The 24,537-nt window shown below is 71.2% G+C and carries 25 protein-coding genes and 1 pseudogene; 16 read left to right on the plus strand and 10 right to left on the minus strand.

Going from position 1 to position 24,537, the window contains the following annotated elements; genetic code table 11:
- The first annotated feature begins 207 nt into the window (after nucleotides 1-207).
- The 3 genes from EDD90_RS40035 (at nucleotide 208) to EDD90_RS40045 (ending at nucleotide 2,306) form a co-directional block, all read left to right on the plus strand.
- The gene (locus EDD90_RS40035; protein WP_123977984.1) at nucleotides 208-1,146 is read left to right on the plus strand and encodes a PAC2 family protein; all 939 of its coding nucleotides are present in this window, start codon (nucleotides 208-210) and stop codon (nucleotides 1,144-1,146) included.
- 89 nt (nucleotides 1,147-1,235) lie between these two features.
- Nucleotides 1,236-1,847, plus strand: coding sequence for a dephospho-CoA kinase (gene coaE / locus EDD90_RS40040; protein ID WP_123977985.1), 612 nt, complete (start codon nucleotides 1,236-1,238; stop codon nucleotides 1,845-1,847).
- A 72-nt stretch (nucleotides 1,848-1,919) separates the two neighbouring features.
- Nucleotides 1,920-2,306, plus strand: a complete 387-nt coding sequence (locus tag EDD90_RS40045) for a tetratricopeptide repeat protein (protein WP_123977986.1) — start codon at nucleotides 1,920-1,922, stop codon at nucleotides 2,304-2,306.
- Nucleotides 2,307-2,318: 12 nt separating this feature from the next.
- Here the strand turns inward: EDD90_RS40045 and EDD90_RS40050 are convergent, their stop codons facing one another.
- Entirely contained in the window at nucleotides 2,319-2,618 is a 300-nt protein-coding gene (locus EDD90_RS40050; protein ID WP_123977987.1) for a DUF6343 family protein, read from the minus strand.
- Nucleotides 2,619-2,684: 66 nt separating this feature from the next.
- On the opposite strand from EDD90_RS40050, the gene EDD90_RS40055 reads away from it, so the two are divergent.
- Together EDD90_RS40055 and EDD90_RS40060 are read left to right on the plus strand one after the other, a co-directional pair.
- Complete coding sequence (locus EDD90_RS40055) at nucleotides 2,685-3,617, plus strand: acyltransferase domain-containing protein (RefSeq protein WP_123977988.1); 933 nt, start codon at nucleotides 2,685-2,687, stop codon at nucleotides 3,615-3,617.
- Between the two features lie 127 nt (nucleotides 3,618-3,744).
- A complete protein-coding gene (locus EDD90_RS40060; protein WP_123982142.1) occupies nucleotides 3,745-4,434 on the plus strand; it encodes a bifunctional 2-polyprenyl-6-hydroxyphenol methylase/3-demethylubiquinol 3-O-methyltransferase UbiG in 690 nt (229 codons plus the stop codon).
- 79 nt (nucleotides 4,435-4,513) lie between these two features.
- Here EDD90_RS40060 and EDD90_RS40065 read toward each other — a convergent pair whose 3' ends face one another.
- Entirely contained in the window at nucleotides 4,514-5,128 is a 615-nt protein-coding gene (locus EDD90_RS40065; protein ID WP_123977989.1) for an RNA-binding S4 domain-containing protein, read from the minus strand.
- A 235-nt stretch (nucleotides 5,129-5,363) separates the two neighbouring features.
- Here EDD90_RS40065 and EDD90_RS40070 point away from each other — a divergent pair, with 235 nt between their 5' ends.
- Nucleotides 5,364-6,065: a uracil-DNA glycosylase gene (locus tag EDD90_RS40070; protein ID WP_123977990.1), complete on the plus strand. Its 702-nt coding sequence runs from the start codon at nucleotides 5,364-5,366 to the stop codon at nucleotides 6,063-6,065.
- A 31-nt stretch (nucleotides 6,066-6,096) separates the two neighbouring features.
- Here EDD90_RS40070 and EDD90_RS40075 read toward each other — a convergent pair whose 3' ends face one another.
- Nucleotides 6,097-7,569 (minus strand): LamG domain-containing protein, encoded by a 1,473-nt coding sequence (locus tag EDD90_RS40075; RefSeq protein WP_123977991.1) that lies wholly within the window; start codon nucleotides 7,567-7,569, stop codon nucleotides 6,097-6,099.
- A 95-nt stretch (nucleotides 7,570-7,664) separates the two neighbouring features.
- The gene (locus tag EDD90_RS40080; protein ID WP_123977992.1) at nucleotides 7,665-8,333 is read right to left on the minus strand and encodes a GntR family transcriptional regulator; all 669 of its coding nucleotides are present in this window, start codon (nucleotides 8,331-8,333) and stop codon (nucleotides 7,665-7,667) included.
- 195 nt (nucleotides 8,334-8,528) lie between these two features.
- On the opposite strand from EDD90_RS40080, the gene EDD90_RS40085 reads away from it, so the two are divergent.
- From EDD90_RS40085 to EDD90_RS40095, 3 genes are all read left to right on the plus strand, one after another.
- Nucleotides 8,529-9,986 carry an NCS1 family nucleobase:cation symporter-1 gene (locus EDD90_RS40085; RefSeq protein WP_123977993.1) on the plus strand — a complete coding sequence of 486 codons (1,458 nt, stop codon included), beginning with the start codon at nucleotides 8,529-8,531 and terminating at the stop codon, nucleotides 9,984-9,986.
- A gap of 5 nt (nucleotides 9,987-9,991) precedes the next feature.
- Nucleotides 9,992-10,714, plus strand: coding sequence for an aspartate/glutamate racemase family protein (locus EDD90_RS40090; RefSeq protein WP_123977994.1), 723 nt, complete (start codon nucleotides 9,992-9,994; stop codon nucleotides 10,712-10,714).
- Between the two features lie 113 nt (nucleotides 10,715-10,827).
- Nucleotides 10,828-11,469, plus strand: coding sequence for an acetate uptake transporter (locus EDD90_RS40095; protein ID WP_123977995.1), 642 nt, complete (start codon nucleotides 10,828-10,830; stop codon nucleotides 11,467-11,469).
- A gap of 177 nt (nucleotides 11,470-11,646) precedes the next feature.
- Here EDD90_RS40095 and EDD90_RS40100 read toward each other — a convergent pair whose 3' ends face one another.
- Both EDD90_RS40100 and EDD90_RS40105 read right to left on the minus strand, forming a co-directional pair.
- Nucleotides 11,647-12,099: a GNAT family N-acetyltransferase gene (locus tag EDD90_RS40100; protein ID WP_123977996.1), complete on the minus strand. Its 453-nt coding sequence runs from the start codon at nucleotides 12,097-12,099 to the stop codon at nucleotides 11,647-11,649.
- Nucleotides 12,096-12,512: a RidA family protein gene (locus tag EDD90_RS40105; RefSeq protein WP_123977997.1), complete on the minus strand. Its 417-nt coding sequence runs from the start codon at nucleotides 12,510-12,512 to the stop codon at nucleotides 12,096-12,098. The genes EDD90_RS40100 and EDD90_RS40105 overlap by 4 nt, the downstream gene beginning before the upstream one ends.
- Nucleotides 12,513-12,779: 267 nt before the next feature.
- Here EDD90_RS40105 and EDD90_RS40110 point away from each other — a divergent pair, with 267 nt between their 5' ends.
- From EDD90_RS40110 to EDD90_RS40130, 4 genes are all read left to right on the plus strand, one after another.
- Nucleotides 12,780-13,511 (plus strand): hypothetical protein, encoded by a 732-nt coding sequence (locus EDD90_RS40110; RefSeq protein ID WP_123977998.1) that lies wholly within the window; start codon nucleotides 12,780-12,782, stop codon nucleotides 13,509-13,511.
- Between the two features lie 600 nt (nucleotides 13,512-14,111).
- A complete protein-coding gene (locus EDD90_RS40120) occupies nucleotides 14,112-15,890 on the plus strand; it encodes an FUSC family protein (RefSeq protein ID WP_260328790.1) in 1,779 nt (592 codons plus the stop codon).
- Between the two features lie 94 nt (nucleotides 15,891-15,984).
- Complete coding sequence (locus EDD90_RS40125; protein ID WP_123978000.1) at nucleotides 15,985-16,629, plus strand: DUF899 domain-containing protein; 645 nt, start codon at nucleotides 15,985-15,987, stop codon at nucleotides 16,627-16,629.
- Nucleotides 16,630-16,793: 164 nt separating this feature from the next.
- Complete coding sequence (locus EDD90_RS40130) at nucleotides 16,794-16,970, plus strand: hypothetical protein (RefSeq protein ID WP_185149400.1); 177 nt, start codon at nucleotides 16,794-16,796, stop codon at nucleotides 16,968-16,970.
- 33 nt (nucleotides 16,971-17,003) lie between these two features.
- Here the strand turns inward: EDD90_RS40130 and EDD90_RS40135 are convergent, their stop codons facing one another.
- From EDD90_RS40135 to EDD90_RS40145, 3 genes are all read right to left on the minus strand, one after another.
- Complete coding sequence (locus tag EDD90_RS40135; RefSeq protein WP_398928723.1) at nucleotides 17,004-18,866, minus strand: ABC transporter ATP-binding protein; 1,863 nt, start codon at nucleotides 18,864-18,866, stop codon at nucleotides 17,004-17,006.
- 447 nt (nucleotides 18,867-19,313) lie between these two features.
- Nucleotides 19,314-19,751 (minus strand): hypothetical protein, encoded by a 438-nt coding sequence (locus EDD90_RS40140; protein ID WP_123978002.1) that lies wholly within the window; start codon nucleotides 19,749-19,751, stop codon nucleotides 19,314-19,316.
- Nucleotides 19,748-20,308: an ATP-binding protein gene (locus EDD90_RS40145; protein WP_260328791.1), complete on the minus strand. Its 561-nt coding sequence runs from the start codon at nucleotides 20,306-20,308 to the stop codon at nucleotides 19,748-19,750. The genes EDD90_RS40140 and EDD90_RS40145 overlap by 4 nt, the downstream gene beginning before the upstream one ends.
- 514 nt (nucleotides 20,309-20,822) lie before the next feature.
- On the opposite strand from EDD90_RS40145, the gene EDD90_RS40150 reads away from it, so the two are divergent.
- From EDD90_RS40150 to EDD90_RS40160, 3 genes and pseudogenes are all read left to right on the plus strand, one after another.
- Nucleotides 20,823-21,683 carry a helix-turn-helix transcriptional regulator gene (locus tag EDD90_RS40150; protein WP_123978004.1) on the plus strand — a complete coding sequence of 287 codons (861 nt, stop codon included), beginning with the start codon at nucleotides 20,823-20,825 and terminating at the stop codon, nucleotides 21,681-21,683.
- On the plus strand, nucleotides 21,684-21,959 hold the full coding sequence (locus tag EDD90_RS40155; protein ID WP_123978005.1) for a DUF397 domain-containing protein: 276 nt from the start codon (nucleotides 21,684-21,686) through the stop codon (nucleotides 21,957-21,959).
- Nucleotides 21,960-22,056: 97 nt separating this feature from the next.
- A pseudogene (locus EDD90_RS40160) lies at nucleotides 22,057-22,895 on the plus strand (SAM-dependent methyltransferase).
- 88 nt (nucleotides 22,896-22,983) lie between these two features.
- On the opposite strand, the gene EDD90_RS40165 reads toward EDD90_RS40160, so the two are convergent.
- Nucleotides 22,984-24,471: a glutamate synthase subunit beta gene (locus tag EDD90_RS40165; RefSeq protein WP_123978006.1), complete on the minus strand. Its 1,488-nt coding sequence runs from the start codon at nucleotides 24,469-24,471 to the stop codon at nucleotides 22,984-22,986.
- Between the last annotated feature and the right edge of the window lie 66 nt (nucleotides 24,472-24,537).

Here is a 24,537-nt window from a genome sequence, read left to right on the forward strand (position 1 = left end):
AACAGAGCGCTCTGGGCAGGGAGTTGACGGCCACCGACCAGGAGCGGTTCGGCGCGTTCCGCACGGCAAGGGCGGGACCCGGCACGCGCGCGTGCCCGCCTTCCGGCCATGAAAAGGCGGCGAGATGTCGGCTGTTCACGTCGCCGACGGGAATGCCTGCGGCCCGTGCCACGTTGTGCGGTACGAACACGAGGAGGAGCGGTCACAGTGCTTGATCCGCAGGGTTTGTACGCATGGGAGCCGAAGGGCCTCGCCACCGTCGACATGGCGCTCGCCCAGGAGTCGGCCGGCCTTGTCATGCTCTACCACTTCGACGGATACATCGACGCGGGTGAGACCGGCGACCAGATTGTCGACCGGCTCCTGGACTCGCTGCCCCACCAGGTCGTCGCCCGCTTCGACCACGACCGGCTCGTGGACTACCGGGCCCGCCGCCCGCTGCTGACCTTCAAGCGGGACCGCTGGACCGACTACGAGGAGCCCAGCATCGAGGTGCGGCTGGTCCAGGACACCACGGGAGCGCCGTTCCTGCTGCTGTCCGGACCCGAGCCGGACGTCGAGTGGGAGCGCTTCGCCGCGGCCGTACGGCAGATCGTGGAGCGGCTCGGCGTCCGCCTGTCCGTGAACTTCCACGGCATCCCGATGGGCGTCCCGCACACCCGCCCCGTCGGCCTCACCCCGCACGGCAACCGCACCGACCTCGTCCCGGGCCACCGCAGCCCCTTCGACGAGGCCCAGGTCCCCGGCAGCGCCGAGTCGCTGATGGAGTACCGCCTCATGGAGGCCGGCCACGACGTCCTGGGCGTCGCCGCGCACGTCCCGCACTACATCGCCCGCTCGCCCTACCCGGACGCCGCCCTGACCGTCCTGGAGGCCATCACGGGCGCCACCGGGCTGGTCCTTCCGGGTATCGCGCACGCCCTGCGCACGGACGCGCACCGCACGCAGACGGAGATCGACCGCCAGATCCAGGAGGGAGACGAAGAGCTCACCGCCCTCGTCCAGGGCCTGGAGCACCAGTACGACGCGGCCGCGGGCGCCGAGACCCGGGGCAACATGCTCGCCGAGCCGGTGGAGATCCCGTCGGCCGACGAGATCGGCCTGGAGTTCGAGCGGTTCCTGGCGGAGCGCGAAGGCGACAACTGAGCGCCGTCCAGGCGACGGCCGGGGGCAGCCCGAGCGACGGCCGGGCCCCGTCCGGGCCGGTGTCGGTGGCAGGTCCTAAGCTTCGGGCCATGCTGAAAGTAGGCCTCACCGGCGGGATCGGCGCCGGCAAGAGCGAGGTGTCGCGGCTGCTCGTCGGGCGCGGCGCCGTGCTGATCGACGCGGACCGCATCGCACGTGAGGTCGTCGCGCCGGGGACTCCGGGTCTGGCGGCCGTCGTCGAGGCGTTCGGCCCGGACGTGCTCACCGCCGACGGCAGCCTGGACCGCCCGAAACTGGGTGCGATCGTCTTCACCGACCCCGAGAGACTCGCCGTACTGAACTCGATCGTGCACCCTCTGGTCGGCGCCCGCTCCCGCGAACTGGAGAGCGCGGCCGCCGCCGACGCCGTGGTGGTCCACGACGTCCCGCTCCTCGCGGAGAACGGCCTCGCGCCGCTCTACGACGTCGTGATCGTCGTGGACACGGCTCCCGAGACCCAGCTCGACCGGCTGGTCCGGCTGCGGGGGATGACGGAGGAGGACGCACGCGCGCGCATGGCCGCGCAGGCGACGCGCGAGAAGCGCCTGGAGATCGCCGACATCGTGGTCGACAACGACGTGCCCCTGGACGCACTCGAACGGCGCGTCGAGGAGGTCTGGGGCGACCTCGTGCGCCGGGCGCAGCGGTCCGGTTCGAACTAGCGGGCACGCGTCATCGAAATAGCGGGCACCCGTCCGGGCGTTGAACCGCTTCAGTGAGGGAAGGACTCTGCCGTGCCCGAGACCAGCGGTTCGACCGGACGTACTCCGGAGACGCATGTCATCGACTTCCGTGCCGCGGAGCACCTGCTCAACGCACGGGACCCGCGGGGTGCGGTGAAACTGCTCGACGGAGTGATCGCCGCCCACCCCGAGAACACCGCCGCCCGGCTGCTGCGCGCGCGAGCCTTTTTCGCCGCCGCGCAACTGCGTCCCGCCGAGCTGGAGTTCACCATCGTCCTGGAGCGTGAGCCGGACAACGCGTTCGCGCACTTCGCGCTCGCCCGCACCTACCAACGCCAGGGACGCGCGGACCTCGCGATACGCCACTTCCGGCTGGCGGCCGCGCTGGACCCCAACCCGGAATACCTGAAGGCGGCCCGGTTCGACGGCGGCGCGTGACCGGACGGCCGATCACGGATGACCATGCCGCGGCGGCCGCCGGAACGGCGGCGGGCGGGTGTCCGCGGGCCGGTACGGGGGCACATCGCGGCCCGGCTGATAGTGCGGGCCCTGCCTGATGTGCCTGAGGATCACGGTCATGTCGACGGCGGCCACCAGCCACAGGACTCCGCAGGCGGCCGCCCAGCCGGGACGGCCGAGCAGCGCGAACACCGCGGTACCGAAGATTGCCCAGGCCAGTCCCCACAGGCTCAGCCACAACCGCGCTCGTAGCGCACTGCGCGCGGTCGTCGGCTCACTGCCTGTCCGCATCTCCGATCACCACTCCTCCTTGCAACGTACTCTCCGACCAGGACGTTCACAAAGGGGGACCCCGCAGTGCTGCCGGATGCCGACGACCTGCCCGACCTGCTCCTCGACCTGGCCGTGCCGCACGAGGACATCAACACGCTGATGGCACTGCGGCGGGCCGTGACCGCCGATCCCGGAGTACGACGACTGCTGACGGAGTGCGTCGAGGACGCGACCGGTGCCGTACGGGAGGTCGACGACCCCGAGGGCCTCGGCGCCCGGGCCGCCCAGGCCCCGGCCGCGCTCGGCGAGTACTTCCTCGTGTACGTCTTCCTCGCCGCGCTGCCTCGTGCCCGCGCGTCGCACCGGGCGCGCGGCATCCCCGACGACGTCTCCCGGCACACCCTCGCCGACCTCGGCCGTGGCATGGCACTGCACCGCAGACAGTACGGTCGAGGAGGGCTCGCAACGCGCCAGGCACACTGGCTCACCCGCCACTTCTGCGGCCGCCTCTACCAGCTGGGACGACTGCAGTACGAGCGGACCGGGCTCGGGGATCGCACGGCACGGGCGATCACGGCGGCCGGAACCGACGCGACCGGTGGCGAACCCTGTCTGGACCTGCACATCCCCGACTTCCTCGGGCCGCTCACCCCTGCCGCCTGCGACCGCTCCCTGGACCGCGCCCGGGAGTTCTTCGAGCGGTACTTTCCCGAGGAGCCGCACGCTGTCGCGACCTGCCACTCCTGGCTGCTCGATCCGCAGCTGCGACGCCACCTGAAGGCGGACTCCAACATCATCCGCTTCCAGGAGAGGTTCCGGCCCGGGTGGGAGGATCCGGAGCCGGCCGACACCACCCCGGTCGGCTTCGTCTTCGGCGACCCGGACCTGCCGGTGGCGGACCTGCCCCGGCGCTCCCCGGTGGAGCGGGCGGTCGGCGACCATCTGCGGGCGGGCGGCCACTGGTACGTGGGCCATGGATGGTTCCCGTGGCCCCGGACCGACCTCCCCCGGTCCTGACTGGTCATCAACTCCTTTTGATATGAGGAAAGTTCCCGTCCATCCATGAATTGCTCGAACGAGTGAACCGTCGGTGCGCGGGAACGAGCCGGCCGCGGCCGGCCGTTGTTCGGGCATGACGGTTGAAATGCGCGAGGGGTACGAGGGAACGGGACCCGGTGCGATCACCCCGGACGGCTGCGCGGTGGAGCTGTACTCGCGGCTGGCCGCGGGGGACGAGCCGGACATCATCGAGGCGGCGGTTCCGGCCGGCGCCCACATCCTGGAGCTGGGCTGCGGCGTCGGGCGGATGACGCACCCGCTGCTGGAGCGCGGGTTCACGGTCACGGCGGTGGACGAGTCGGCCGAGATGCTGGAGCGCGTGCGCGGGGCGCGCACGATACGCGGCGCCATCGAGGAGCTCGACCTGAGCGAGAGATTCGACGTGGTGATGCTCGCGTCGTTCCTGGTGCACGCCGGAGACGTGGAGGTGCGCCGGGGCATGCTGCGCGTCTGCGCGGCGCATGTGGCGGACGGCGGCTGTGTGCTCATCCAGCGGGAAGGCGCGGACTACCACTCGAACGTGCCGAGAGAGCGGGTCGATCCGAGCGGCTACACCGTCCGGATAGCGGCCGTGGAGCCGGTCGGGGACGGGGTGGACTCGGCGCGCGCGGAGTACGAGTTCCCGGACGCCGCCTGGACACAGACGTTCCTGGCCCGGCCGCTGACCAAGGAACAGTTCGAGGAGGCGCTCGCGGAAGCGGGACTGGAGGTGGACAGGTATCTGACCGAGGACGGGACATGGGTCCGAGCGGTGCAGGCACCCCGGGCGGCGTAGCCGGAGCGAGCCCGGCCGGGCCGAGCCCCTGCCGAGCCCTGTGGGGCCTTGCGGGGCCCTGAGGAGCCTGCCGGGTGGATCATCGCCCGCCGGGGCGCCCGCCGCTCGGTCGGCCGGTTCCCCCCGTACCACCCGATCCCCCCGTTCCGCCCATGCCCATCCCGCCGAGGCCGCGCAGCCGCTCCAGCTCGCGGCGGTCGCGCTTGGTCGGGCGGCCGGCGCCGCGGTCACGGATGCCGATGGGGGCGACGGCCTCACGGGGCGGGGGCGGCGGGGAGTTGTCGACATAGCACTGGGCGGCCACCGGGGCACCGACCCGCTTGCGGATCAGCCGCTTCACGATGACGACGCGCTCCCGCCCCTCGTGACGCAGCCGTACCTCGTCACCGACGCGTACGGAGTGGGCGGGCTTGACTCGCTCGCCGTTCACCTGCACATGCCCGCCCCGGCAGGCGGTGGCGCCCATGGACCGGGTCTTGATCAGGCGCACGGCCCAGATCCAGCTGTCGACCCGCACGGTCTCCCCGGGCGCCGGCGCCGCGGCCTCGGCGGCGGCGATCGCAGCGGCCAGGGCGGCGGGGTCGAGGGCCTGGGCGGCAGGGCCGGCGGTGCCCTCGGCAGGCTCGACGGAGGAGGGGGCCTCGGCCCCACTGCTCTCGCGCTCGCTGATCTCGTCCGTGTCGTCGACAGCCATGCCCCGACCTTAGCCCCCTGACCCAGCGGAAACGGAGGTGATTACGGCGCCCCGAAGGGGCGCGGGGCTGTATCGATATGCGGCTCCGCCGCTTGGGCGCGACCAGCCACGGTCAACCCGCAGCCGTCCGCTCGCAGAATCCAACACGGAGCTCCCGCGCACTCCTGCAACGCCGACCGATCGGATTCGAACGAACCCTTCTTTCACCCAGGTCACCCGAGCCTACCGTTGAGGCATGGACGATGCCTCCCTCGCCCGGCTCGCCGAGCTCGACCACCGCGTCAGTGCGTGCCGAGCCTGCCCCCGCCTGGTCGCCTGGCGGGAGGAGGTGGCGCGTACCAAGCGCGCAGCGTTCGCCGACTGGACGTACTGGGGCCGCCCGGTGCCCGGCTTCGGACCGCCCGACGCCCGGCTGCTGATCATCGGCCTCGCCCCGGCCGCACACGGCGGCAACCGCACCGGCCGGATGTTCACCGGGGACCGTTCCGGTGACGTGCTCTACCAGGCGATGTACGACGTCGGGCTCGCCTCGCAGCCGACATCGGTGAGCGCCGGCGACGGTCTGGAGCTGTACGGCGTGCGGGTCACCTCGCCCGTGCACTGCGCCCCGCCCGCCAACAAGCCGACCCCCGAGGAGCGCGACACCTGCCGACCCTGGCTGGTGGAGGAGCTGAGGCTGCTGCGGCCGACACTGCGTGCCGCCGTCGTGCTCGGCGCCTTCGGCTGGCAGGCCGCGCTGCCGGCGTTCGCGGAGGCGGGCTGGGCCGTGCCCCGGCCCCGCCCGGCCTTCGCCCATGGCGCCCGGGTCGACCTCGGGGGCCTGGACCTCCTCGGCTGCTTCCACGTCAGCCAGCGCAACACCTTCACCGGCCGCCTCACGCCCGAGATGCTCCGCGAGGTGCTGCGGACGGCGGCGAAGGCGGCCAGGCTGCCCTAAAGGGGGCAGCTGCCGTAAGGGGGAGCGGGGGTCAGACGATCCGGGCCGCCGCCACCGGGCGGTCGCCGACCGGGTGGGTGCCGGTGGACGCGGACGAGTTGACGCTCCAGCGGTAGCGGGAGAACTCGCCGGTGGCGTCGGAGGCGTAGAACATCATGTGACCGATACCGACGCCCTGGAAGTTCTCGCCGTCCACGGCGCCGACCATGCGGGTGTCCGGGTACTGCGGGTAGTTGGTCAGGCCGTAGACACCGTGCGGGTCGGAGGTGCAGTCGAGGATCTCGACGGCGTACTGGGTCTCGCCGGTGAAGTCGGCGACGCCGCTGAAGACCCCCTTGCCCTCGCGGACCATCACGATGTGCCCGGTGTTGTCCGCGTCCTGTCCGTTGTAGTCGACGGCGATCAGGTCACCCGGCCGCAGGTCGGTCACCTTGTGGATGCGGCGGAAGCGAGGGCCCGCGGTGTCGTTGCGGAACGCCGAGCAGTAGTCGGCCGCCTCCGGTCCCTTCTCCTGGAAGTACTGGAGGAAATAGGAGTCGGTCGCCCAGCCGTAGGTGTGCTTGAGCAGCGCCGTGACGAAGGACGAACAGCGGGCCCGGGCCACCCAGCTCGCGAGGTCGTCCGGGCGGCCCCAGGTCACGGTCGCCGTGGCGTTCATCAGATAGACGTTGTTGGCACGTGCCGTGGCGCCGCTGATCAGTGCGATCTCATCCGCGCTCAGGGCACGGGCGTAGGCGCGGACGTCGTCGATCGCGCCCTTGAAGCGGTTCACGTAACCGCCGTCCCAGCGGGCCCGGCCGATGTTGAAGCCCTGCGTCGCGGCCCAGGAGAGGGTGGTCTGGGCGCTGCCCTCCAGCACGCCGTTCACATAGAGCTGGACCTGGCTGCCGTCCCAGACACCGGTCAGGTGGGTCCAGACACCGGCCTTGGTGACGGGTGCGGCGCCGAGCGCGGAGATCTTGGTGCTCTGGTCCTCGCTGCGCACCTTGAAGGCCCAGGTCCCGGCCGTGTTGTCGAACTGGAGCAGGAAGCGGCTGTCGCTGCCGCCGTCCTGGCTGACGGCCGTGTACATGTTCGTCAGCACGGCGTCGTCGGCCAGCCGGACCCAGGCCGCGACCGTGAACGGGGCGGTGGTGTCGAGGACGGAGGGGGTGGCGGCGTAGGCTCCGGAGGTGCCGTCGAAGCTCAGCTCACCGCCCGCCCGCAGAGCGGTCCAGCTCGCTCCCGGACCCAGGATGACGGGATGCTGCAGACCGGAGCGGTCGGCGCCGGAGCCGTCCAGCGGCCAGTGTCCGGCGAGTCCGGTCGGCAGGTAGCCGGCCGCCAGCATGCGCTGGTACTGCACCAGCTGCTCGGCCTCGGCCAGGTGCGGTGCGGCGACCGGGGTGAACGGTGTGTCCAGCGGGGTGTCGGCCGCGGCGGTCCCCGTGCCCACCGCCATGCCGGTCACCGCGCCCATCCCCACGAGCGCGGCTCCGCTCAACAGCCCCCGTCTGCTCACCATGGTCATGCCCTCCCCGTTCGATCCGTTCGGATCCGTTCGGATCTTCCTCGGCGGGAGAACTCAAGGAGATTCCTGTGGAAACCGGTGTTCCCTGGCTAGCCGTCGGCGTCCTCACCGAAGAGATGCCGCACCGTCGACCGGTAGTTGGCCTGGACGTGGCCGAGCGCGCGGGCGCGGGCGCGGTCCGGGTCGCCGGAGGCGATCGCGTCGTACAGCTCGCGGTGTTCGTCGAGGAGCTGGGGCCATTCCTCGTTGCGCCGGGTGAGCCAGCGAAGCCGGCCGTCGACCGGTTCCATCACCGAGATGAGCAGGCTGTTGCCGGCCAGGGCCAGGATCCGGTCGTGGAAGCGGGTGTTGATGTCGGTGATCGTCTCGGCGTCGTCCACCGCCGTCGCCGTCGCCGCCAGGTCGAGCAGTTCCCGCAGTTCGGCCAGTGCCTCGGGCGTCGCCCGCGCCGCCGCAAGGCCGGCCGCGTACACCTCCAACGCCTCGCGCAGCTCGAAGAGTTCCTTGACATCGGTGGGGGTCAGCCGGCGCACGACCGTACGGCGGGCCGACTCGAAGAGCACGAAACCCTCGGCGACCAGGGCCCGGATCGCCTCCCGGACCGGCACCCGGGACACCCCGAACCGCTCGGCAAGTTCGCGCTCGACCAGCCGGTCACCCGGGGCCAGCCGCCCCTCGATGATGTCCTGCCGCAGGGTCGCGAGGACGCGCTCGCGCACCGCGCCCAGGGGTTCGATCTTCGTCGTGGGGGAGCCCATGAAGTCATTTTCGCCGACCCGAGGGGGCTTTTACGGAGCCGTAACGGGACGGACATCGGTCGGAACGCTTGACGGGGGCACTATGAGGGCAGTTTGGTATACCAAACGCGTGCAGCACCCGGCATCCGGCATCCGACGGCAGCACCCCGGCAGCCGTCCTCCTCCCTCCCCGCCCCCGTAGTCCCTGGAGGCCCCGTGTCCCTGGCCGACCGCGCCGAAGCCACCGGCGCACCCGCGTTCGTCCCCGACCCCCGGCTCACCAACGACGACCTCGCCCCCGCCGAGCAGCGGAACTGGAAGGTCTTCGACCTCTTCGCCATGTGGATGTCCGACGTCCACAACCTCGGCAACTACACCTTCGCCGCCGGCCTGCTGGTCCTCGGCATGAACGTCTGGCAGGTCTTCACCTCCCTCCTCGCCGGCTTCGTGCTGATCTACGTCGGCATGAACTGGATGGGCAGGATCGGCCAGCGCCACGGCGTACCGTTCCCGGTGGTCAGCCGGATCAGCTTCGGCGTCTGGGGTGCCAACATCCCCGCCCTGATCAGGGCCGTGATCGCCATCATGTGGTACGGCATCCAGACCTATCTGGCGTCCGTAGCCGTCAACGTGATGCTGCTGGCGGCCTGGCCCGGCCTGAAGTCGCTCACCGAGAGCTCCTTCCTGGGCCTGGACACGCTGGGCTGGATCTCCTTCGTGTCGCTCTGGCTGATCCAGGCGGCGATCATCAGCCGGGGCATGGAGACGATCCGCAGGTTCCAGGACTTCTGCGGCCCGGCGATCTGGCTGGTGATGATCGCCCTCGCCGTCTGGATCCTCGCCAAGGCCCACTGGACCATCTCGCTCACCTCCACCCCGCACCCGGTCTCCACCGGTGAGCAGTGGCGGCAGTGGTTCGGCGCGATCGGCCTGATCCTCGCCACCTACGGCACGCTGATGCTCAATTTCTGCGACTTCTCGCGCTTCGCACCGGACTACCGCACCGTCCGCCGCGGCAACTTCTGGGGCCTGCCCGTCAACTCCACGGCCTTCGTGGTCGTCTCGGTGATCGTCACGGCGGGCTCACTGGAGGTCTTCGGCGAGGCCATCACCGACCCGGCCGAACTGGTCGCCAAGGTCGGCAACACCTGGGTCCTGGTCGTGGCGGCTTTGACCTTCGCGGTCGCCACCATGGGCGTCAACATCGTCGCCAACTTCGTCTCACCGGCGTACGACCTGGCCAACGTCTGGCCGCAGAAGATCACCTTCAAGGTCGGCGGGATGATCAGCACGGTCGCCGCGCTGGTCGTCACCCCGTGGAACCTCTTCTCCAACCCCACCGTCGTCAACTACTTCCTCGGCGGCCTCGGCGCCTTCCTGGGACCGCTGTTCGGCGTGATCATGGTCGACTACTACGCGATCAAGCGCGGCAAGGTCGATGTGCAGCAGCTCTTCGACGCGGCGCCCGGCTCCCCGTACCACTACCGCAAGGGCGTCAACCCCAAGGCGCTGTGGGCGTTCCTGCCCTCGGCGGCGGTCGCGGGCGTGCTCGCGCTGGTGAAGACGTTCAGCGACGTGGCGCCGTACTCCTGGTTCATCGGCACGGCGCTGGCCGCCGGCCTGTACCTGGTGCTGTGCCGTCGCGACCGAACCCCCGTGACCGAGGAGGTCTGACGGACGTGCGGATCGTCGTCACCAACTGCAACACCACGCAGGAGATGACCGAGGAGATCGTACGAGGTGCCCGGGCCTCCGCAGGCCCGGGCACCGCCGTGACCGGGCTGACCCCGGGCTGGGGGCCCGAGTCGGCGGAGGGCTGGCTCGACAGCTACCTTTCGGCGGCCGCCGTCCTGGACGCGCTGCGGACGTACCAGGGTCCGCCGTACGACGCCGTGGTCATGGCGGGTTTCGGCGAGCACGGGCGGGAGGGCGTCCGGGAGCTGGTGGACGTGCCGGTCGTGGACATCACCGAGGCCGCCGCGCATCTCGCCTGCCTGCTGGGCCGCCGCTACGGCGTCGTCACCACGCTGGAGCGGTCGCGCGGGCAGATCGAGGACAGCCTGGAGACGGCGGGAGTCGCTCGTAACTGCGTGGCGGTGGCGGGCACCGGACTGGGCGTCCTCGACCTCACGGGCGACCCCGGGCGCACCGAGGCCGCGTTCCTGGCGGCGGCCGAACGGGTCCGCGACGCCGGCGCCGAGGTCCTGGTCCTCGGCTGCGCCGGTATGACCGGATTGCAGCGGGTGGTGGGGGAGAAGCTCGGGGTTCCGGTGGTCGACGGGGTCGGCGCGGCGGTGAAGCTCGCCGAGTCGCTGGTAGCGCTGGGACTCACGACCAGCCGGGCGGGAAGCTACGGGAAGCCGCTGGCGAAGCTGCGGATATGGGGTGCGGGCGGCGCATAAGGACGGCGGCTTCGGGAACACGGGTCACGTGGGACGCGCGGCGCCGCCGTGTCCTCGATGGTGCCTGAAATGATCTCACGTTCTTGTGATTCATGTCGCAGGGGGAGATGTGAATGAGCACCCCTACCACCGAAACCGGAACGATCGCGGACCCCGGCCCGCTCGGCCTCGCCGCCTTCGCGACGACGACCTTCGTCCTCAGCGTCTTCAACGCCGGCCTGATCACCGACAAGAGCCTGGCCGCCGTCGTCCTCCCGATCGCCCTCTTCTACGGCGGTCTGGCCCAAACGCTCGCGGCGATGTGGGAGTTCCGGAAGGTCAACACCTTCGGAGCCACGGCCTTCGGGTCGTACGGCGCCTTCTGGCTGGCGTACGCCGCCTACGCGAAGTTCGTCGCGGGCGGCCTGCCGGCCGCCGCGCACCAGGCGACCGGACTGTTCCTGCTGGCGTTCGCGATCTTCACGGTCTACATGACCGTCGCCGCGGCCCGTACCACCGGAGCCCTCCTGGCCGTGCTCGCCACCCTGTCGGCCACGTTCATCGTGCTGTGCGTCGGCGAGTTCGCACAGTCGCCCGGCACCGTCAGGGCCGGCGGCTGGCTCGGCCTGGTCACGGCCGTGTGCGCCTGGTACGCCTCGTTCGCAGGCGTCACCAACTCCACCTACCACCGCGCCGTCCTGCCGGTCTTCCCGAACATCGGCGAGCACCTGCGACCGCACCGCGGCCACCACGGGCCGTTCGGGGTCCACGCCTGACCGACACCGGCGGTGAGACATCTCCAACCTGCCGCACGAGGAGCGGCGCCGACCGCCTGGACGCGGCGTACAACTGCCCGGACCGGCATGTCGCCGCCGGTCCGGGCGACCGGGTCGCCTTCCTGCCGGCGGCCGGTGCCGGGGGTAGGCGAGGAGGTGTAACCGCGCACCGCCGGCTCATGGCCGCCAGACGTACCGCACATCCGGCTCCCGCTCCTCGTTCCCGCTCCCGTCCGTGTACTCGACGGCGACGAAGCCGTGCCGCTCGTAGAACCTGTGGGCGGGCTTGTTGACCTGGAAGGTCCACAGGGTGAGCCCTTGCGGGGAACGCTGTTTCGCCACCCCGACGAACTGGTCCCCGACACCCCGCCCCCGCCACCCGGGGTCCAGATACAACTGGGACAGCACATTCCCCGCGAGCACCATGACCCCCACCACCCGGCCGCCCGCCTCCGCGAGCCAGGTCTCCCGCTCCGGTACCACGACGTCCCGGAAGTAGGCGCGCACCTCGTCGTCGGAGTGCGCCCGGACGACGCCGGGCAGGGCGGCACTGTACGACCGCAGCCAGACGTCCGCGACGGCATCGGCGTCCGGACCGGCGGCCCGGCGCAGCACGGCCTCGGCGGTCACGCCCGCGTCCCCTCGTCGGGTACGACGGCCGTGGCCGTGATCTCCACCAGCTGCCCGCTGTAACCCAGACAGGCCACGCCGACGAGCGTCGAGGAATGCGGCCCGGCGCTGAGCCCGGACGCCTCGACGACCTCCCAGACGGCGGAGAGCACCGCGGTCTCACTGCTGACGACATACACATCGGTCGCCACCACATGCCCCAGGTCGGAGCCCACTGCCCGCAACTGCTCCCCGAGATTCGCCAGCACCTGCTCGGCCTGTCGCACCGGGTCCCCCGCACCGACCAACTGCCCGTCGGCGTCGAGCGGGACGGCCCCGGCAAGGAACGCGAGTCTCGTACCGGCCTCGACGACGGAGGCGTGCGAGTAGGTCGGCGGCGGGAAGAGAACGGGGACGCTGACACGACGGATCACGATGGCTCCTCGGACGGACGACGGAGAACCTTCCGATCATCCGAGAGACCGATTGCCACCGCATCAGAATTATTAAGCCGACGAGCGGGGCGCGGCGAACAACAGGGAGCGCACACTGAAGTTCCCGACGATGCCGGGCCGTCCGGGCCGATCTCGACGGCTCTGACCCCGGACTGCGCCAGGGGTTCTGGTTGCTGTACCGGGACCGGTTTCGGGTGCTCGAAAATACTTGGGAATCCCGTACTTGCCGCTGCTACCGTCCATTACGTGGCGAAACTCAATCAGATCATCGCGGTCGAGAAGGGCATCAAGTCCAAGGCTCATCAGGACCTGACGGCTGCTCATCATGGGCTGCAGAAGCCCGCGTTGCTGGCCGGAATCTCGCGGACGTATCAGCCGAAGGACGAGGAGGGCGAGCAACTGCCGCCCGAATCCACGCGGGTTCAGGTGCAGGCCGAGGACGTGTTGCGGGAGACCTCGGCCACGCTGACGCGGCTCTTCGATGTGACCGCCACCAAGGACTGGGCCAATTGCGAGGCCAGGGCCGACGTGAAGGTGGACGGGCGGGTACTGGTCTCCGAAGTGCCCGTGGCCTATCTGCTGTTCCTGGAGAAGCAGCTCGTCGATCTCAATACGTTCGTGCGCAAGCTGCCCGTGCTCGACGCCTCCGAGTCGTGGGTGCAGGATCCGTCCACCGATGCCTGGAAGACCGAGCCGGTGCGGACGCTGCGGACCAAGAAGGTGCCCCGGAACCATGTGAAGGCCGAGGCGACGGAGAAGCATCCGGCTCAGGTCGAGGTGTACTACGAGGACGTTCCGGTGGGGTACTGGACCACCGTGAAGTTCTCGGGGGCCCTGCCCGCGCGGCGCGTGAACGAACTTCTCGACCGGGTCGAGAAGTTGCAGCAGGCCGTCAAGTTCGCCCGCGAGGAGGCGAACGGCTCCGACGTCGTCGACCAGCGGGTCGGGGACGCCGTGTTCGGTTACCTCTTCGGGTAACCTCCCATACTCCCCGGCCCGTTGAGGCCGGGGTGCGCGAGGAGCGCAAGCTGAAGCTGAGGCTTGTCGTGACGAGCGGTCGTACCCCACAGAACACGGGGCGGACCGCGTTGAATCTCAGACTCTCGCTCCAGACTCAGCATTCGCCGCCGATCGCCGGATCGACCGGGCCCGGGCCCCAGCACGTCGAAATGCAGGTTCAAGTCCTGCCCGCGCAGCTCGATGCGTGGTGGTCCAAAGGAAGGACGCGGCGACCTCACGACTGACCCGGGTTCTCAAGCGTGCCGGCGTGTGAAGATGGGCGGCATTCCGGGGCCCGGGGGCAGGCTACGCCCTCGGGCCCGCTCGCGTTCCCGGAATTGCGTTCATAAAGAACTCGGCGCTTCGGCCCACTTGTCACATACGCGAAATGCGGGCGCACCTTTTCGTACCGGAACACGATCTACCGTAGGGACAGCACAGCCAACAGCCCGGCCACCGTCGCCCGAAGGCATACCCCGCCCTCGTCCGGACAGGAGCCCCGTGTCCCCTCGTATCGCCCTGCCGCCCTGGCTCGCCCACGCCCTGCGCGCCCAGCGCGGGCCCGTGCCCTGGAGCGCGATGACGCGAGGGGCGCTGGCCGCCGGTCCGTTGCTGCTCGCCGCGGTCCTGCTGCACCGCACCTCCCTCGGTGTCGTCGCCGCCATCGCCGCCATGCTCGCCGGGATCAACGACCGGCCGGGCAGCCGGCGGGGCGCCGTGCGGCGGCTCGGGGTGCCCGCGGCGGCCGGGGCGATCGGGCTGCTCGCCGGGACGTACGGCGGAGCGCACCTCGCCGCCGTACCGCTGACCCTGCTGCTCACCGGGCTCGGCCTGGTCGCCGGCGGAATGAGCGCCGTCGGGCCCGTCGCCTCCGGGGCCGGGACGCAGTTACTGGTCGCCGCGGCCATCGGCGCCGGGATGCCGGTCGCCGAGGCGGGCTGGCAGCGGGCGCTCGCCTTCCTCACCGGCGCCGGATGGCTGCTGGTGCTGCGGCTCGCCCTGCCCGCCCCGGGCGCCATCGCCGGCGACTACCGTTTCGACGGGGAGCGGGCCGCCGTCGCCGCCGTGTACGACGCCGTCGCCGACCTCCTCGACGCCGTGGGGAGCGAGGCGGCCGGTGGCAGGCGGGCCGCCCTCACCGCCGCCCTCGACCACGCCCAGGACGCCCTCACCGGGCCCCGGCTGCGGCGGTACGCCAGCTCCGCTGCCGAGCGCCGGCTGCGCACGCAGTACGCCGCCGCCCTGCCCCTCGCCGAGGCGGCCACCGCCCTCGCCTGGGCCGGAGAGCCGATGTCCGCGCGGGCGGCCGAGGGGCCTCGGCGGCTCGCCGCCGCCGTACGGGACAACGGCGGGACCGGGCCGCTGCCCGCGCCGTCCCGGTCGGCGCCCGCGCTGCGTGCGCTGGACGACGCTCTGCTCCGCGCCGCCGAGGCCTTCGACCGCGCCGAGGGCGGGGAGCAGCGGCCGCCCGCCCGGCGCCGCGGCCCGAAGGAGATCCTGCGGGCGGCACTCGGCAGCGGCGGACGGGAGTACGGGCTGCGGGTCGCCGTCTGCTTCGGCGCCAGCGCCGCCATCGCCCAGGCCCTGCACCACGCCCGCTGGTACGGCCAGCACCAGCACTGGTACTGGCTGCCCGCCACCGCCGTCTTCCTCGTCAAGCCCGACCTCGGACCGCTCGCCTCCCGCGTGCTGTGCCGGGCCGCGGGGACGGTGCTCGGCGCCCTTCTCTTCGCGGGCTTCGCCGCCGTACTGCCCCGGCCCGAAGGGCTCATCGCCCTGGTGGCCGTCTGCGGTGCTCTCGTCCCGGTGTCCACCCGCCACTTCGCCGCCCAGACCGCCGTCGTCACCGTCCTCGTGCTCGCCCTGGTCATGGTCGGCGGCGAACCGCAGGCCTCCGTCAGCCGGATCGGCGAGACGCTGCTGGCCTGCGCGCTCGTGCTGATCGTCGGCCATCTGCCGATGCCGGGCAGACGGGGCGGCGGGGTACGCGCCCGGCTCGCGACGGCGGGGCGGGCCGCACACGCCTACCTCGCCCATGTACTGAGCGAGTCCGACGACCGCGGCGAACGCTGGGCGCTGCGCCGCGAGGCCTACCGCACCCTCGCCGAGGCCCGCACCGCCATCGCCCTCGCCGCAGCCGAACTCCCCGCCCTCGCCCGGCACACCGAGGGCACGGACGCGGTGGCCGCCGTACTCGAACGGCTCGTGGACACCACCACCGCGTGCGCCGTGCACCTCGACGAGACAGGGCGGCTCACCGCGCAGCACACCCGGCAGCTCAGGGAGCTGGCCGCCGAGTTGGAACACGGCGGGCAGCGGCTCGGGGTCGTGGTGCCGCGGATGCCGGTCGCGGCCTGAGACCGGCGGAGCAGAAAGAATCTCCGGCCACACCGATGAGTTCGCTCGCCTGCGGAGGTCACCACCCGGAACCGACCGTCGTGCAGGAGGGCCCATGTCGCTTCCGGAGATCGTCTCGCGTGAGCGGTGGCGTGCCGCGCGCGAGGAGCTGCAGCTCAAGGAGGACGCGCTCACACGCGCGCGGGACGCGCTGGGCGCCGAGCGGCGCGGGCTGCCGATGGTGGCGGTGGACCCCGAGTACGTCTTCGAGGGCGGCGACGGCAAGGCGACCCTGCTCGACCTGTTCGACGGGCGGGCCCAACTGATCGTCCACCACTTCATGTTCGCTCCGGAGTGGGAGGCCGGCTGTCCCGGCTGCTCCGCCTTCCTGGACCAGATCGGCCACCTCGCCCATCTGCGGGCGCGCGGCACGTCGTTCGCGGTGGTCTCCCGGGCGCCGTTCACCAGAATCCTGCCGTTCAAGGCGCGGATGGGCTGGACGCTGCCCTGGTACTCGTCGTATCAGAGCGACTTCAACCGTGACTTCGAGGCGACCCTGCTGGTGGACGACGAACCGGTCGAACGGGCGGGGATCAGCTGCTTCCTGCGGGAGCACGACCGGGTGTTCCACACCTACTCCGCCCACGGCCGCGGACTCGACGGACTCGGTTCGACCACCTCGCTTCTCGACCTGACGGCGCTGGGGCGGATGCCGGAGAGCGGCGACCGGGTGCGGTATCACGACGAGTACGACGACTGACGCGGACCGTCACGGACCGTCACGGACATGGCTGAAAGTCAACGGACCCTCACTCTCCGCGCCGTTGGTGTGTCGGCTATGTCTCAGTACCGTCACCGGGCGAGCCATTCACGTTCTCCAGAGCGTTAACTCCTACGAGTACGACGCATTTCTGGAGGTGCAGGATGGTGAACGGGCGAACCGTGCTCGAGTGCTTTCCCGCAGGCGGACCGCGAGGATCATGGCCTGCGGAGGAGTTCGCGCAGGCCCGGCGGCTGGAAGGGCTGCCGGCCGAAGTCGTGATGGACCTGACGACCGACACCTTTCTGGTGATCGTGCGCGGGGACGCGGCCGGGAGCTGACCCGCCTCGCGGGGCCAGGACCAGGGCCAGGGGCTAACCCGCCTTGCGCGCCGGGAGCTTCGCCGTGAACTGGTCCGCCTGGAGCGCGTACAGCTCCGCGTAGACCCCGCCGCTCGCCAGCAGTTCGTCGGGGGTCCCCGACTCCACCACCCGGCCCTGGTCGAGGACATGCACCAGATCGGCATGGCGGACCGACGCCAGCCGGTGGGTGATCAGCACGACGGTCTGCCCGCTGCCCGCCAGGGCGCGGATCTTCTCGAAGACCTCCAGCTCGGCCCGGGCGTCCAGGGCGGCCGTGGGCTCGTCCACGATCAGGATGCGGCCGCGCCGGTAGGCGGCCCGCGCGATACCCAGGCGCTGCCACTGACCGCCGGACAGTTCGTGCCCGCCGCTGAAGTTGCGGGCCAGCAGGGTGTCCAGGCCGTGCGGCAGATCCTCGACCACCTCCTCCGCGCCCGCCTCCGTGACCGAGGTGGCCAGCCGGTCCTCGGTGAGCGGCGCCGACGAGCGGCCGACGGCCACGTTCACCTTGGCGGTGAACGGCCAGCGCTTGAAGTCCTGGGCGACCATCGCGATGCGCTCCGCGAGCCGGTGCCGGTCGGCCTTCGCCGCGTCGACACCGTCCCACAGGATGCGGCCCCGGTCCGGCTGGTACAGCCCGGCCAGCAGCTTGACCAGGGTGGTCTTGCCCGAACCGTTCTCACCGACCAGGGCGATGATCCGGCCGAGGGGGAGTGCGAGGGTCACATCGTCCAAGGCGGGGCGGGCGCTGTCACCCGGATAGGTGAAGGTGACGTTCTCGAAGCGGATCTCCCGCGGCTCCTCGGGCAGCGGGTCGCCGCCGACCGGGATCGCCCGTTCGGCCGCCTCGACGTACAGCCGTTCCAGATCGCCGACGAACAGCGCCTCCTCGTGCAGCGTGTTGATCTCCAGCACAAGGGTGTCGAGGCTCGCCGAACCGGTGCGGATCGCGATCACCGCCGTACCGGCCACCGACAGGGCCATCGCCCCGCCCAGCAGCAGCGCGCCCAGCGTTGCGTACGTGGCGACGGTCGCGAGGCCGGTCCAGGCCGCCGCGATCAGGCCGGTGCGGGCGGCGAGCCGGGCGAGCCGGGCCTGCTCCGCCTCCGCCGTCTCCGACATGGCCCGGAAGTGCCGCAGCAGGAAGGGGCCGACCCCGTGCACCCGGATCTCCGGCGCCGCTTCCGGCTCGGTGAGCAGGGCACTGATCAGATGGCCGGCGCGGGCGTGCTGGATCCAGGTGTGGAACGACTCGTAGCGGCGCCGCGCGTTGGTCAGGGCGCCCCAGGCGCTCGGGATCGTCATCGTGATCAGCAGCGGGAGCAGGGCCGGGTGCAGCACGGTCAGCACTCCGGCCGCCGCGATCAGCGAGATCATCGCGTTCACCACGCGGGTGCCGTAACTGATCATGCGCCTGGCGGAGGAGGCTCCGTACTGCGCGGTGTCCAGCAGCTTGTGGAAGGCGTGGTCCTCGATCGCGGCGAGCTCGACGGCCGCCGCCCGCTCCAGGTACATCTCTGTCGCCACCCGCTCGACCTTGGGTTCGAGACGGCCCGTGGCATACGTCGAGGCGGCGCGCAGCATGGCGGAGACCAGCAGGACCGCGGCCATGATCACCAGGGCGGGGGCGGCACCGCGCAGCCGCTGCTCGATGGTGCCGCCGCCGATCAGGCGGCCCAGCACGCTGTTCACGGCCAGCAGGCTCACGGCCTGGGCCATTCCGACGCCCAGCTGTGCGGCCAGCACGGTCCGCGCGGCCCCGGCGTCGGCCTGCCGCGCCAGCCGCAGACTGGACGCGAGCATGCCGGGCAGGCGGGTCATCATGGCGCGGAAGTCCAGCTCCAGGAAGGCGTCCCCGTGCTGGTTCCAGCCCATGTCGTAGCGCAGCGGACCTCCGAACAGCAGGCGCTCCGACTCGGACACCTCGGGCGCCTCCGTGTTCCGCCTCTTCCTCACCGCGATCCTCCCCAGGGCCGTCGACGAACGGCCACTATCGCGGGCCGAGCGGCCGCCGGGCAGGGCGCGTGACGGGGATCGCGGGGTGCGGGGGAGTGCGCCGGGGGTGCGGGCCGAGAAGGGGCCGAGTCGGTTCACCGTTCGAACGACTGGGGCGATCTCCTGCTGCCGGGCTTGTGCGGTTGCCGGTCGTGCCGCTGGCGGCTGTGGGGCCTGCCGTTGTCGTGCGTGCTGCTGTGTGTGGGGCGTGCCCCTGTAGGTGGATCCGATGGCAGTCGTGCTGCTGCCGGTCGTGGCACCGCAGGGCGAGCCGTTATCGGCCGTTGTACTGCCGGTCGAGCCGTTATCGGTCGCGCCGCGCAGCGGTCACGCGTTGAGGGGGCGGGACCACTCCGGTGTCGTCCCCGTCACCCGGCACAGGGCGAGGTACAGCGGTATCGGCGGGGTGTACGGCACCGTGCCCGCAGGGCGATGGATCAGCCGGGCGGTGCCGGGGAGCGGGGCGCCCGGGCTGTAGTGGACCGGGGCGGGCCAGGTGAGGGCGTAGTCGGAGTCCGCCGGGACGATCCACCACCAGTGCGTGCCGTCGGCGTACACGCATCCCACTCGCGGCAGCCGGGGCACCACCAGCGGCCCGAGGCCGGCCGCTACGGCCACGGCGTCGCAGCCCAGCGGTGCCGTCATGCCCTCGGGCATCGGCAGCTGCCGGGTGTCACCGCCTGTCACCGGCCGCCGGCCGCCCCGCTTCAGACGGACCAGGGTGTCGAGACCCAGCGACCGGCCGAAACCGGGGGCGCCGCTCATGCCGTCCTCCGCCGGGGCACCGACCCCAGGGCCTTCGGCTGCCCCTCCTCGCCGGAACCCGGGGAGGGGCGGTGCACGGGGCTGCGCGACGGATCACCCGCGGGACCGCGGGACGAGCCGCGTGACGTGCCCGGATCGGGGCGGGCGCCCCAGCCGAGGTCATTACGGGGTTCGGCCGTGTCCCGCGCCGCGTCGGTCTGGCGCGGCAGCTCGGCCCAGACCAGCAGTCCGGGCCCGTGCTCCTGGGCCCCCCAGGCCTGGCACAGCGCGTCGACGAGGAGCAATCCCCTCCCGTGCTCCTCCTCCGGCCGCTGCGGGGACGGATGGGGCTCGTCGGGAGAGCAGCCTTCGTCGTGCACGGCTATGCGCACCGTGTCGTCGTGGTCGTGCAGCTCGCACACGACGCGACTGCTCGCGGTGTGCACGATCGCGTTGGTGACCAACTCGGATATGACGAGCTCGGCGGTGTCACAGGTGTCCGCGCAGACCGACCAGCCGGTCAGCCGGGCACGCACCAGGCGTCTCGCCTGGGCGGGGGAACCCGGATGAGCGGCCAGCTCGAACCGGAACCGGCGCTCGGCAGCGCCCCCACCAGGGGCGACTCCCGTGGCAGCGCCGAGACCAACATGGTCTGCGGCGGCGTCTGTTCCTAAGGGCGCGGACGGAATCACGCTTGCCACTATCGCCCCGCCGTGAACACTTGGCAAGTGTCACTCTGAAAAATGCAGAGTGCTGTGTGACGCGGTGAAGGGCCGTGGCACACTGCTCGCAACAGCAAGTCGAGCGGCGCCAGTTGGGATCAGTGAGGATCCGGCGGACCGATTCGGCCCATGCGACACGACGTGACCGACGGTGAACGACCCGGCCGACCAAGCCGATCCGGTCGTTCCTGGCGGTTCGGGCGTCCTGGTCGTTCCGGTCGTTCCGTCAGATTTTCGAATGAGTCTTCGAATGGCGCCGCTGGCCTGTCGGCATGCCGGGTGACACCTGTAGGTGCACGTGGCTGCGGACGGCCGTGACGCCGGTGAGCCCAAGTGGCTGCCCGGTCAGGGAACTTCGTGGAGGTGGAGCGTGAGCGAGCCGCGGTCCGCGCCGACGGTGGGACAGGTGGTGCTTGGCCGGCGCCTCCTCGACCTGCGGGAACGCGCCGGGCTCAAGCGCGAGGAGGCCGCCCGTGTACTCCGCGTGGCGCCCGCCACCGTCCGCCGTATGGAGATGGCCGAGGTCGCGCTCAAGATCCCGTACCTCCAACTGCTCCTGAAGGCCTACGGGGTGACCGACGCCGAGGCCGACCTCTTCGTCCGGCTCGCCGAGGAGGCCAACAAGCCGGGCTGGTGGCAGCGGTTCCACGACATCCTCCCGAGCTGGTTCTCCATGTACGTCAGCCTGGAGGGCGCGGCGAGCCTGATCCGGTCCTACGAGCCGCACTTCGTCCCCGGACTGATGCAGACCGAGGACTACGCGCGGGGGGTGCTGAAGTCGGGCGCCGTCGGCCAGACCCAGCCGGAGGACATCGAGCGCCATGTCGCACTGCGCATGCAGCGCCAGGATCTGCTCACCCGTACCGACGCCCCCCGGTTCTGGGCCGTGATGGACGAGACCGCCCTGCGCCGATCGGTCGGGGGTCCGGAGGTGATGCGCGCGCAGATCGACCGACTGCTCGAGGTCACGAAGCTGCCCAATGTGACGCTTCAGGTCGCCCCGTTCTCGAGCGGGCCGCACCCGGGGACGTACGGGCCCTTCGTGCTGTTCCGATTCGCCATGCCCGAACTGCCGGACATGGTCTACAGCGAGTACCTGACCGGCGCCGTCTACCTGGACGCGCGCACCGAGGTGGCGACCCACCTCGAGGTCATGGACCGCATGGCGGCGCAGGCCGCTACGGCACAACGCACGAAGGAGATCCTCCGGGATCTCCGCAAGGAGCTGTGAATGGATCGCATCAAGCCCCAGTCCGGGCCGCGGAACCGCACCGAGCGGATCTACAACGGCATGCCCGCCCGGGACCTGGGCAGCGAGGGCTGGCACAAGCCGTGGAGCGGCGGGAACGGAGGCAACTGCCTGGAGGCGATGAAGCTGGCCGACGGCCGGATCGCGGTCCGTCAGTCGACCGACCCGGACGGACCGGCGCTGATCTACACCACGGACGAGATGACGGCATTCATCGAAGGCGCCAAGGCGGGGGAGGCCGACTTCCTGCTCTCCTGAACCTGCTCTTCATCCTTGTTCAACCCATCCTTGTTCAACTTCGTTTTCTTGGTACTCAATTGATCATTGACCGCGTCAGACGTTTATGGAGTGCCTCATGACCGGGCAGGACCCCACCGCCGTCGCGATCGACACCAGCAGGCCGCATCCCGCGCGGATGTACGACTGGTATCTCGGCGGCAAGGACAACTAACCCGTCGACGAGGCGACGGGCCGGCAGATGCTGGCCCTCGATCCCCGGGTGCCGGTGATGGCACGGGTCAACCGCGCCTCCATGCACCGCGCCACCCTCCCCCAGAGCTGAACGCCTGGGGGGACCCCAGGCTGGCCGAGCACGGCGTACGGCAGTTCCCGGACATCGGCACGGGCATCCCGACCGAGCCCAACCTGCACCAGATCGCCCGGGGCGTCGCGCCCGGGTCCCGGGTCGTCTACTGCGACAACGACCCGATCATGCTGACCCACGCGGCGGCCCTGCTGCGTGGTACGTCCGAGGGCACGACGGAGTACCTCCAGGCCGATGTGCGCGACCCGGCGGGGATCCTCGCCGGCGCGCGCGAGGTCCTGGACCTCGACCGCTCGGTCGCGCTGTCGCTCGTCGCCCTGCTCCACTTCGTCTCCGACGAGGACGGGGCGCACGAGCCGGTCGGGCGGCTGCTGTCCGAACAGCCGTCCGGCAGCTACCTGATGATGACCCACGCCACCGCCGACTTCACCCCGCAGGAGTCGGCGGCGGCCACCGCGAAACTCAAGGCGGCCGGGGTCACGCTGGCGCTGCGCTCCCGGGAGGAGTTCAGCCGCTTCTTCGACGGCCTCGAACTCGTCGAGCCGGGCGTCGAGGTGCCCCACCTGTGGCATCCCGAACTCGGCGACCCCGTTCCCGGGCAGGACGACGGGGTGATCCCGGGGTACGGGGCGGTGGGACGGAAGCCGTAGGGCTGCGCGACGGGACGGAAGCCGCAGGGCTTCGGACGTGCGGACCGCCACGGGGGCGGAGGCTGCCGCAGCCTCCATCCTCCCTCACCTACACGGTCATCGGCCGGTCGTACGGCGATATCGGGGCCGGCAGCTGCGAGCTTCCCGTCAGATAGCGGTCGACGGCCGCCGCCACCGCCCGCCCCTCCGCGATCGCCCACACGATCAGTGACTGTCCGCGCGCCGCGTCCCCCGCGGCGAACACACCAGGCACGTTCGTGGTGAACTCCGCATCCCGGGCGATCGTCCCGCGTGGCTCCGTCACCACCCCCAGCTGGTCGATGAGCCCGTCCTCCCGGTCGGGCCCGGAGAAACCGAGCGCGAGCAGCACCATGTCGGCCGGCAGCGTCCGCCCGGTCCCCGGCACCGGCTGCCGTGCCGCATCCACCTCCACCAGATGCAGCGACCGCACATGTCCGCTCTCGTCGCCCTCGAAGTGAAGCGTCGACGCCGCGAACAACCGCGCGTCCGCATCCGCCGCGGGCGCCGTCTCCAGGTCCCGTGCCTCCTCGTGCGCCGCCGACAGCCGGTAGAGCTTCGGATACGTCGGCCACGGCTCGGCGTCCTCGTCCCGCTCCGTACCCGGCTGTGCGTAGATGTCCAGCTGGGTCACCGAAGCGGCCCGCTCCCGCACCGCGGTCCCCAGACAGTCCGCCCCCGTGTCACCCCCGCCCACGATCACCACATGCTTGCCCACCGCCGACATCGGCGACTCGGACAGATCCCCCTGGCACACCCGGTTGGCCAGCGGCAGATACTCCATCGCCTGGTGTATCCCTTCCAACTCCCGACCCGGCACCGGAAGTTCCCGCCACGCCGTCGCCCCGGTCGCGATCACCACCGCGTCGTACCGGGCCCGCAGCTCCGCCGCGCCCACGTCCCGCCCGACCACCGTCGACGTACGGAACTTCGTCCCCTCGGCCCGCATCTGCCCGAGCCGCCGTTCAAGGTGGACTTTCTCCATCTTGAACTCGGGGATGCCGTACCGCATCAGCCCGCCGAGCCGGTCGTCCTTCTCGTACACGGCGACCGTGTGACCGGCCCGGGTCAGCTGCTGTGCCGCCGCGAGGCCGGTCGGCCCCGACCCGATCACGGCCACGGTCCGTCCGGAGAGCCGCTCCGGCGGTCGCGGCGACGCGAACCCGTCCGCCCAGGCCCGGTCGGCGATCGCGCACTCGACGTTCTTGATCGTCACTGCCGGCTGATTGATCGCGAGCACACATCCCGCCTCGCACGGCGCCGGACACAAGCGCCCGGTGAACTCGGGGAAGTTGTTCGTCGCGTGCAGCCGGTCGCTCGCGGCCCGCCAGTCCTCCCTCGACACCAGGTCGTTCCACTCGGGGATCAGGTTGCCCAGCGGACATGCGTCGTGGCAGAACGGCACTCCGCAGTCCATGCAGCGGTCCGCCTGCTTGCTGATGATGGGCAGCAGCGCCCCGGGGACGTACACCTCGTCCCAGTCCCGGACCCGCTCCTCGACCGGCCGCCGGGGCCACTCCTCGCGCGGCGTGGTCATGAAACCCTTGGGATCGGCCATGGTCGTCTTCCTCGCGTGCGTCCACCACGGGCCGTGCGTCATCGGGCGGCACTCTTTCGGCCACGA

The organism is Streptomyces sp. Ag109_O5-1 (genome assembly GCF_003814875.1).
Lineage (GTDB): Bacteria > Actinomycetota > Actinomycetes > Streptomycetales > Streptomycetaceae > Streptomyces > Streptomyces sasae.

Coding starts and splice junctions, on each gene's coding strand:
- EDD90_RS40080 (WP_123977992.1), bottom strand. CDS start 8,333: ATGGGCTCCCCCACGACGAAGATCGAACCCCTGGGCGCGGTGCGCGAG.
- EDD90_RS40130 (WP_185149400.1), top strand. CDS start 16,794: ATGGTGAACGGGCGAACCGTGCTCGAGTGCTTTCCCGCAGGCGGACCG.
- EDD90_RS40120 (WP_260328790.1), top strand. CDS start 14,112: ATGACGCGAGGGGCGCTGGCCGCCGGTCCGTTGCTGCTCGCCGCGGTC.
- EDD90_RS40125 (WP_123978000.1), top strand. CDS start 15,985: ATGTCGCTTCCGGAGATCGTCTCGCGTGAGCGGTGGCGTGCCGCGCGC.
- EDD90_RS40065 (WP_123977989.1), bottom strand. CDS start 5,128: ATGGCTGTCGACGACACGGACGAGATCAGCGAGCGCGAGAGCAGTGGG.
- EDD90_RS40135 (WP_398928723.1), bottom strand. CDS start 18,866: ATGGGCTGGAACCAGCACGGGGACGCCTTCCTGGAGCTGGACTTCCGC.
- EDD90_RS40140 (WP_123978002.1), bottom strand. CDS start 19,751: ATGAGCGGCGCCCCCGGTTTCGGCCGGTCGCTGGGTCTCGACACCCTG.
- EDD90_RS40075 (WP_123977991.1), bottom strand. CDS start 7,569: ATGGTGAGCAGACGGGGGCTGTTGAGCGGAGCCGCGCTCGTGGGGATG.
- EDD90_RS40095 (WP_123977995.1), top strand. CDS start 10,828: ATGAGCACCCCTACCACCGAAACCGGAACGATCGCGGACCCCGGCCCG.
- EDD90_RS40070 (WP_123977990.1), top strand. CDS start 5,364: ATGGACGATGCCTCCCTCGCCCGGCTCGCCGAGCTCGACCACCGCGTC.
- EDD90_RS40050 (WP_123977987.1), bottom strand. CDS start 2,618: ATGCGGACAGGCAGTGAGCCGACGACCGCGCGCAGTGCGCTACGAGCG.
- EDD90_RS40155 (WP_123978005.1), top strand. CDS start 21,684: ATGGATCGCATCAAGCCCCAGTCCGGGCCGCGGAACCGCACCGAGCGG.
- coaE (WP_123977985.1), top strand. CDS start 1,236: ATGCTGAAAGTAGGCCTCACCGGCGGGATCGGCGCCGGCAAGAGCGAG.
- EDD90_RS40060 (WP_123982142.1), top strand. CDS start 3,745: ATGCGCGAGGGGTACGAGGGAACGGGACCCGGTGCGATCACCCCGGAC.
- EDD90_RS40165 (WP_123978006.1), bottom strand. CDS start 24,471: ATGGCCGATCCCAAGGGTTTCATGACCACGCCGCGCGAGGAGTGGCCC.